Source organism: Thiocapsa sp. UBA6158, assembly GCF_002423035.1.
Classification (GTDB): domain Bacteria; phylum Pseudomonadota; class Gammaproteobacteria; order Chromatiales; family Chromatiaceae; genus Thiocapsa.
Genome location: NZ_DIUM01000065.1, coordinates 1 through 3,799, shown reverse-complemented (window position 1 = coordinate 3,799; position 3,799 = coordinate 1). Strand labels below are relative to the sequence as shown.

Sequence of the window (3,799 nt, the reverse complement as noted above, 5' to 3'; positions counted from 1 at the left end):
CACCGACCGCCCCGATTGGACCGCGCCCCTGTTTCGCTACACCGCCAAGGTCAGCCGCCAAGTCTTGCGGTTCTTCAAACACTGTTTTCTCAAACCGGCCTCGCCAGCGCTCTATGAGCGCGAGCTGAAGCCACTGTTGATGGCCTACCTATGAAGGAGACCGGACACCGTTGAGTTTTTCTCCAATCGCTCCGTCATCAAGAATCATATCGACAGCGGTGCCGCGCTCTTGGCGCGGATGTTCCAGGAGAGCGGTCGCAGTGGCGAGGGGCTGATTCGAGGGCTTGTCGACGAGGTGGAATTCGCCGGTCGGCGCGAGCAACTCGGCAGTGGCCTCGACATCTTCATTGGCCGCACCCTGTTGCAGCGCAACGAGCTGGTCATGGAGCTCAACAACACGGCCAAGCACGCCAACTCGCACTTGGCCATCATGGGAAAACCCGGCGTCGGCAAGACGCAGTTCCTGCTGAAACTGCTGACGGACATTCGTATCCAGTCCAACTACCAGACAAATTTCATCTATTTCGACTACAAGGGCGACGTGGTCGACAACGTGCGGTTTCTGGAACTGGCGCGTGTGCAACCCTTCCGGTTGTTGCAGGGCGGGCAGAGCCTTCCCATCAATCCCTTCATCCTGCCGGCCTATGACGAGCAGACGATCAATGTCTCGGCACGCGAGAAGGCCGAAAGCTTCGCGTCAATCAACAGCAAGCTCGGCGTGGTGCAGAAGGGTGCACTGACGGAGGCCATCCGGGCGGCTTATGCCAAACGCGCCGCATCGGCCGCACCCTATCCGGACTTTCCCGATGTGCTCGAACTGGCGGCACTCGCCTATGAGGCAGACGGCAAGAAAGACGATAGCCTCATCGAGGTCTTGCGCGATCTATCCGATTTCGAGCTGTTCTGGCGTCACGGCAGCGAGGGCGCACCGATGGACCGGGTGTCGAACCGCACGATGTTGATCGATCTGCATGCCATGCCGGTACTGAAGGAGTTGGTCGGCTATCTCGTCATCGAGCGGCTTTACAAGGAGATGACGACCCTGCCCGATAGTCCGGTAACCGAGGGTCGACGGACCATTCGGTCCATCCTGGTGATCGACGAGGCGCATAACTACCTCGGCCAGAGGAACATTTTCCTGCAGCGGATCATTCGCGAAGGGCGCTCGAAGGGTGTCGTGGTCTTCTTCGCTAGCCAGTCGCCAAACGATTATCAACAAAAGTTCTTCAACTTCCAGGAGCTGCTTGAATTCGCCTACATCTTCCAATGCGACGGCGTGGCCGCCGGATCGGTACAGGACATTCTTGGTTGCAGCAGCAAGACGGCGAAGGATCTTCAGACGGAGATTTCCCGACTGGAACCTTGGCAGGTTATCGCGCGCAGTTCCGAGAAGACTGAAGAGTTTGTCAAGTTTACCGCCGAGGCGTTCTACAAGAGTTATTCCTGACCGTTATGGGAGCTCGGCCGAAATGATCAGGGAAGACGACTCTACTCACATGGTGACCTGCAATGAACGAAAGCCACCTCTTCATGGCGACTTTGACAGGCTTCGGCCTGCTGGCGGTCAGTTGGATCTGGTTTGCCGTGGTCGCTTGGCGGCGCAGCCGTCCTTGGGGTGTCGCGGTCGCGCTCTTTCCGCCGGCCGGGCTGCTCTTCGCGGTCGGCCGTTTTCACGCCGCGCGCGGTCCGCTTGTCCTGGGATTGGCTGGATTGCTGCTCGCTGCCGGTCCGCCGGTCGTCAACCGTCTGTTGCCTGTCGATCTTGGCCCGCGGGATGTGCTGGTCGACGGCGAGCGCCATATCACCCTGACCGGCTGGGACCGGCACGACTATCGAGTGTTGGACGGGGCGGCGGACGTGATCGTGCTGCAGATGGCCAACCCGGATGTAACGGACGAGACATTGGAGCTGCTCGCCGGGATGGATCGGCTTCGCGAGTTGGATCTGAACGATAGCGCCGTGACGGACGCGGGGCTTGCGCGGCTTGCCGAATCGACGCGTTTGGAGCGGCTGCGTCTGGCAAACACGGGCATTACCGATGCCGGCTTTCGCGCATTCCTTATGCCTCATCCGGCTCTGCTCGAGCTGGATCTGCGCGGCACATCCGTCTCGGCCGAGACCCTCTCCGAATGGCGCAAGGCCAAGCCCGGGCGCCGGGCCTTGCGCTGAGGTCGCGCCCGCGTTCCGTCCTGCGAGGTGAAGAGACCATGACACTCGACGCGTCCGTTCCGGGTCATCTGCCCAACGTCCGATTCCTGGCCAAGGCCTGCGAGCTGGCTTACCTGGACGAGCCTGACGGTCCGACCGGCTTTCGGGCCGAGCTTGGTCTGGATGCGCGCCTCATCGGTGTCGACAACACGCAGGTCTATGTTGCGAGTGACCCCGGCGCGCTGGTGGTCGCTTTTCGCGGCTCGCAATCGCCGACCAGTCTCGACGGCGTCAAGGACTGGCTGCTGACCAATGCGAACAACCTGTTGGTCGTCCCCGAGGGGCGCATCGGCACCGATTTTGCCGCCGCGGGCGTAGGGGCCCGATTCCATCGCGGATTCATGCAGGCGTTGGACGAGATCTGGGCGCCGCTCGTACAGGCCGTCCAGGAGGCGATGGACGCGTCCGAGCGACCGCTCTGGCTGACCGGACACAGTCTCGGCGGGGCACTTGCCTTGCTCGCGGCCTGGCGTTTTCAGCGCGCCTTCATCGGGGTGCACGAGGTCATCACCTTCGGCGCGCCGATGATCGGCAACGCCGTCGCGGCCAAAGCCTTCGAGCAGGCGTTTCCCGACCGGATCTTTCGCTATGTCGATATCGAAGACCCGGTCCCGCTCCTGCCGACGGTCAGTCTGCTGGCCAATGCCTATGCCCATTGTCTCAGCGAGATCAGGCTTGAAGGCCCGACGCAGAGGGCATTCACCCACGCGCTCGGGGAACTCGGACGCACGGCGGTGGAGGGCATGCTCACGGCGAGCCTCACGGATGAGCTCTGGGCGCTCGTGCGCAAAGGTATCCATGCTCACCTGATCCCCAACTACCAAAAGCGTCTGCGCGGCTGAATCGCGTTTCAACCCGACCGGTCGGTCTTGCGATCGATGCCCTCGGGTGCATAGGCTCGCAACAGTACATCCACCCCGCACTCGACCCGACGGCGCAGCTGCTCGGCGTCGGGTCGCGGACAGCCGCCGCTCAAGAGTCCCGTGGTCTGGATGCCCTGCCACATGCCGAGCAGCTGCTCGGCGGCCATGCGGCTGTCGTGCGCGCGCAGGTCGCCGCGCGCCGACGCCTCGGCCAGGCGGGCGGCGAGGCGATCGCGTGTCGCCTCCGCGCCGTCGCGATAGACAAGTGTGCCGAGCCAGGTCTCCTTCCCGGCCAGGGTCGCCAACATCCGTAGCAGGGCGACATAGTCGTCGCTGCTCAGGAAGTCCATCAGCGCGCATCCCAGGTCGATCAGGGCTTGTCTCAGCAGGTGCTGGCCCGAGGGCAGATCGTCGAGCGCCGCCGTCATCTCGCTGCGCTGCAGCAGCACGACCGCGCGAATCAGACCCTGTAGATCACCGAAATGGCTGTAGACCGTGACCTTCGAAACCCCGGAGGCGCGGGCGACGGCCTCCATATTGAGTGCCTGGATCGAACCCGAGAAGAAGAGCCTCCGAGCAGCCGCGAGGATGGCCGCGTGCTTGGCCGGGTCCGGCGGTCGACCGCGCCCGGCGGTACGGGGCGCCGCCGTTACCCCGGACGCGTCGGCTTCGGATGTCGGCATGTCTGGTTCCTTCGTCATGTTCTTGCCACCTATCAGTTTAAGGTA

At 62.9% G+C, this 3,799-nt stretch carries 4 protein-coding genes; 3 read left to right on the top strand and 1 reads right to left on the bottom strand.

What is annotated here, in order from left to right; all coding sequences use genetic code 11:
• The first annotated feature begins 238 nt into the window (after window positions 1–238).
• The 3 genes from B4N44_RS09400 (at window position 239) to B4N44_RS09390 (ending at window position 3,050) form a co-directional block, all read left to right on the top strand.
• The gene (locus B4N44_RS09400) at window positions 239–1,447 is read left to right on the top strand and encodes an ATP-binding protein (RefSeq protein ID WP_296699834.1); all 1,209 of its coding nucleotides are present in this window, start codon (window positions 239–241) and stop codon (window positions 1,445–1,447) included.
• Between the two features lie 83 nt (window positions 1,448–1,530).
• Complete coding sequence (locus B4N44_RS09395) at window positions 1,531–2,169, top strand: hypothetical protein (RefSeq protein WP_296699831.1); 639 nt, start codon at window positions 1,531–1,533, stop codon at window positions 2,167–2,169.
• Window positions 2,170–2,207: 38 nt separating this feature from the next.
• The gene (locus B4N44_RS09390) at window positions 2,208–3,050 is read left to right on the top strand and encodes a lipase family protein (protein ID WP_296699829.1); all 843 of its coding nucleotides are present in this window, start codon (window positions 2,208–2,210) and stop codon (window positions 3,048–3,050) included.
• Between the two features lie 8 nt (window positions 3,051–3,058).
• On the opposite strand, the gene B4N44_RS09385 is transcribed toward B4N44_RS09390, so the two are convergent.
• Window positions 3,059–3,754, bottom strand: coding sequence for a TetR/AcrR family transcriptional regulator (locus tag B4N44_RS09385; RefSeq protein ID WP_296699828.1), 696 nt, complete (start codon window positions 3,752–3,754; stop codon window positions 3,059–3,061).
• Between the last annotated feature and the right edge of the window lie 45 nt (window positions 3,755–3,799).

What these genes read in the sequence shown, in the direction of transcription:
- B4N44_RS09400 (WP_296699834.1), top strand. Translation starts at nt 239, where the DNA reads ATGTTCCAGGAGAGCGGTCGCAGTGGCGAGGGGCTGATTCGAGGGCTT.
- B4N44_RS09395 (WP_296699831.1), top strand. Translation starts at nt 1,531, where the DNA reads ATGGCGACTTTGACAGGCTTCGGCCTGCTGGCGGTCAGTTGGATCTGG.
- B4N44_RS09390 (WP_296699829.1), top strand. Translation starts at nt 2,208, where the DNA reads ATGACACTCGACGCGTCCGTTCCGGGTCATCTGCCCAACGTCCGATTC.
- B4N44_RS09385 (WP_296699828.1), bottom strand. Translation starts at nt 3,754, where the DNA reads ATGCCGACATCCGAAGCCGACGCGTCCGGGGTAACGGCGGCGCCCCGT.